This is a genomic window from Gordonia sp. (in: high G+C Gram-positive bacteria) (assembly GCF_049299075.1).
GTDB lineage: Bacteria > Actinomycetota > Actinomycetes > Mycobacteriales > Mycobacteriaceae > Gordonia.
The window spans coordinates 1-3543 of the sequence record NZ_JBAQWU010000093.1 but is presented as its reverse complement, the minus strand read 5'-3'; the positions used below and the strand labels follow the sequence as shown (position 1 = coordinate 3543).

5 protein-coding genes are annotated in these 3543 nt (G+C 65.9%); all 5 read left to right on the top strand.

What is annotated here, in order from left to right; translation table 11 throughout:
- Nucleotides 1–1216, top strand: a 1216-nt coding sequence (locus tag WAW85_RS03080) for an AMP-dependent synthetase/ligase (RefSeq protein ID WP_422558187.1), incomplete at its 5' end; no start/stop codon positions are given.
- A gap of 19 nt (nt 1217–1235) precedes the next feature.
- A complete protein-coding gene (locus WAW85_RS03075) occupies nt 1236–1904 on the top strand; it encodes a TetR/AcrR family transcriptional regulator (protein ID WP_422558186.1) in 669 nt (222 codons plus the stop codon).
- Nucleotides 1901–2398, top strand: a complete 498-nt coding sequence (locus WAW85_RS03070; protein WP_422558185.1) for a GNAT family N-acetyltransferase — start codon at nt 1901–1903, stop codon at nt 2396–2398. Before WAW85_RS03075 ends, WAW85_RS03070 begins: the two co-directional genes overlap by 4 nt.
- On the top strand, nt 2395–2892 hold the full coding sequence (locus WAW85_RS03065) for a hypothetical protein (RefSeq protein ID WP_422558184.1): 498 nt from the start codon (nt 2395–2397) through the stop codon (nt 2890–2892). Before WAW85_RS03070 ends, WAW85_RS03065 begins: the two co-directional genes overlap by 4 nt.
- A gap of 48 nt (nt 2893–2940) precedes the next feature.
- Entirely contained in the window at nt 2941–3456 is a 516-nt protein-coding gene (locus WAW85_RS03060) for a copper chaperone PCu(A)C (protein WP_422558183.1), read from the top strand.
- Nucleotides 3457–3543 lie beyond the last annotated feature (87 nt).

The window sequence follows — 3543 nt, the reverse complement described above, 5'->3', positions numbered from 1 at the left end:
GTTGGAGGCGCTCCGCGAAGTCTTCGGCCGCGCCCACGATGACCGCATCATTTCGTATCTGCCGGCGGCGCACATCGCCGATCGGGTGGCGACGCACGGAGTGAGTTTGACGACCGGCGCGGAAGTGACCTGTGTCCCGGATCCCAGAGACTTGGTTACTGCGCTTCCCGGGGTCCATCCGACGACATTCTTTGGGGTGCCCCGCGTCTGGCAGAAGTTGCGGGCTGGCATCGAGGCGAACCTGGCCGAGACTTCCGGCGTGAAGGCCAAGCTTGCGGACTGGGCGTTGGGCATGGGTGATCAGGTCGCCGGTCTCCGGTTGGAAGGCAAGGAGCCCGCTGGTCTACTCGCCGTGCAACACGGACTCGCCGACAAGCTGGTGTTGTCCAAGATCCGGGCGGCGATAGGCATGGACCAGCTCCGATACGCGGCGTCGGGGGCGGCCGCTATTCCGCCGGAAGTGCTGCGCTTCTTCCTCGGTCTCGGTATTCCGATCATCGAGCTGTGGGGAATGTCGGAGACCTGCGGAGCAACGACGACGACGAGCCTGGACGATCTCGCCTTCGGCACCGTCGGTCGTCCGGTGCCGGGGATTGAGCTGAAGGTCGGCGCAGATGGGGAGCTGTTTGTGCGCGGCCCCTATGTGATGCGTGGATATCGCCGCGCCCCGGAGAAGACGGCCGAAACCATCGACCCCGATGGTTGGCTGGCGACGGGTGACATCGCGGAGATCCGCAGCGATGGCAACGTGCGGATCGTCGACCGGAAGAAGGAACTGTTCATCAGCGAGGCCGGCAAGAACATGGCACCGACCAATATCGAAAACGCGATCAAGGCGGCGTCGCCGCTCGTGGGGACGGTCGTGGCGATCGGGGACGCGAAACCATACGTGACAGCGCTGATTGTTCTCGATCCGGATATGGCCGCGGTGAAAGCACGCCAGTGCGGCCTCGGTGAGGCAGACGTGGCCGCGGTCGCCGCGCACCCTGACGTGATCGCAGAACTGAAGGCGGCAGTGCGCGCTGGCAATGCGAAGCTCTCTCGGGTGGAACAGATCAAACGATTCGTCGTACTACCTACGGCGTGGGATCCGGGCGGCGATGAGTTGACTCCGACGATGAAGCTGCGACGCAATCCGATCAGTGACAAGTATTCGGCTCAGATCGTCGACTTGTACACCGATCCGGCGGGAGCGGGTGTCGTGGACCTTCGATGACGGCCCTAGACTCGGGGCCATGGCAGTGACGCGACCAACCGAGGGGACCGAGCCGGCACGGGCGCCCCGGGCCCGGATGACCGGGCCGCAGCGGAGGCAGCAGCTGATCGAGGTGGCGCGCGGACTGTTCGCCGAACGTGGCTTTGAGGGGACGTCGATCGAGGAGATCGCGCAACGCGCACAGGTCTCCAAACCTGTGGTGTACGAGCACTTCGGGGGCAAGGAAGGGCTCTATGCCGTGGTCGTCGACCGCGAGATGGAGACGCTGCTCGAGATGGTGACGTCGTCGCTCTCCAACAACCGTTCGCTGTATCGGATCCAGCAGGTGGCGCTGGCGTTACTCACCTACATCGAGGAACGGCCCGACGGATTTCAGATCCTGGTGCGCGGCGAGTCAGCCGGATCCGGCGGTGACGGAGACACGCGGTACGGCAGCCTCCTCAATGACGCGATCAGTCAGGTGGAGCACATCCTGGCTGGGGACTTTGAGAGGCGAGGATTCGACCCGTCACTCGCCCCGCTGTACGCGCAGGCGCTGGTCGGTATGGTGTCGGTGACGGCCCAGTGGTGGCTCGATGTGCGTGAGCCACCCAAGGAAGTTGTTGCCGCGCATTTGGTGAATCTGTGCTGGAACGGGCTGACCCGGCTGGAGGCCGACCCGGCGATCGTCGAAGCCACCGAGTCGTGAGCGAGGCGATCCGACCGGCCACCGAGGCGGATCTGACCGCGATCGCCGACATCTACGCCTACTACGTCGAGCACACCACGGCCACCTGGCGGAGCGAAGTACCCGGACTCGACTACTGGCGTGAGGTGCTGGCGACGACGACGGAGCTCGAGCTGCCGTTCGCGGTGCTGACAGATGGCGAGATTCTCGGGTTCGCGTACCTTGCGCCGATTCGGGGGACGCAGGGGTGGCGGCACACCGTGGAGGACACCATCTACCTGCGACCCGATGCCACGGGCGGTGGGCGGGGACGGCGGCTGCTGACCGCACTGCTGGACGCCGCCGACCCGGATCGGGTATGGCAGGTGATCGCGATGATCTCGTCGGAGGTGACCGCGTCTCTAGTGTTGCACCAGAAACTCGGCTTTACCGAGGCCGGGCGGTTGCCCGGCGTCGGCAGTAAGGCTGGCCTGCGGCTGGACTGTGTGGTGCTGCAGCGTAGCCTGAAGCCATGATCGCGCGAACCAACGGCCTGCTGGCAGGGTTGGTATCGGTGATCCTCGGGATCGGAGCGCACGGCTTCGCCGGCGGCGCCCTCCCGGATGCCGCGCAGCTGATGATGCTGGCGTTGATCGGCCTCGGGGTGGGTGCGCTGCGCTCGGCCCAGCGCCACGACTCGAATACCTCGATCGCCGCCGTCCTGGTCGGCGGGCAACTGGTCGCGCACCTCACCCTCAGCCTGATGGGTGCGGCCGGCGGCCACCACCACGCGGTCAACTCGATGGCGATGCTCGGGTGGCACCTGGTTGCCGTGCCCGCTGCGGTGCTGGTGCTGTGCGCGGCGGCCTGGCTGCTGCGGGTGGTGTCGTCGACGATCGGGATCGTCGTCGAGCGCGGCTGGCTCAACGCCGAAACCACGTCTTCTGCAGTGCCGCGCACAGTGGTTGCGCTGCACGATCTTGCTCCGCGACTCTCGGTAGGGATGCGTGCCCCGCCCGCGTTGGGCTGACGGCACCACCCAGTTCATCTACCTACCCTCCTGAGAGGTCTATCAATCATGACTGTCAACCGTAAGTACCGTCCGGCCGCCGCACTGATCGCTGCCGCCGCACCCCTGCTCATCCTGACTGCGTGCAGCAGCAACGACACGACCCCGGCCGCTGAGTCCAGCGCCAGCGCGCAGCAGTCGGCGCTCGTCGTCACCGACCAGTGGGTCAAAGCCGCACCCGAGGGGATGACCGCGTTGTTCGGCACCCTCACCAACAACAGCGACGCAGAGATCCGCGTTGTTTCCGGCAGCAGCGATGTGGCAGGCAAAGTGGAGTTGCACGAGGTGGTCTCCGAAGGCGGCCAGAACGTGATGCAGGAGAAGAAGGACGGCTACGCCATTCCCGCACACGGCAGCCTCACCCTGAAGCCCGGCGCCGAGCACGTGATGCTGATGGATCTGAAGAAGCCGATCACGGCTGGCGAGACGGTCACCGTCGAGCTGCGTCTGTCCGACGGAACCACCCAGACGGTGAGCGCCGTCGCCCGTGACTTCGCCGGTAACCAGGAGAACTACCAGCCGTGACTCCCTTGCGCGGATCCGCCCGGATTTCGCGTCGTGGACTCCTCACCGGTGCCGCCGGAATCGTCGGCGTCGGTGTCGGAGCTACCG

Bases quoted from the DNA above. Each gene is read 5' to 3' on its own strand.
- WAW85_RS03075 (WP_422558186.1), top strand. From the start codon at position 1,236: ATGGCAGTGACGCGACCAACCGAGGGGACCGAGCCGGCACGGGCGCCC.
- WAW85_RS03065 (WP_422558184.1), top strand. From the start codon at position 2,395: ATGATCGCGCGAACCAACGGCCTGCTGGCAGGGTTGGTATCGGTGATC.
- WAW85_RS03060 (WP_422558183.1), top strand. From the start codon at position 2,941: ATGACTGTCAACCGTAAGTACCGTCCGGCCGCCGCACTGATCGCTGCC.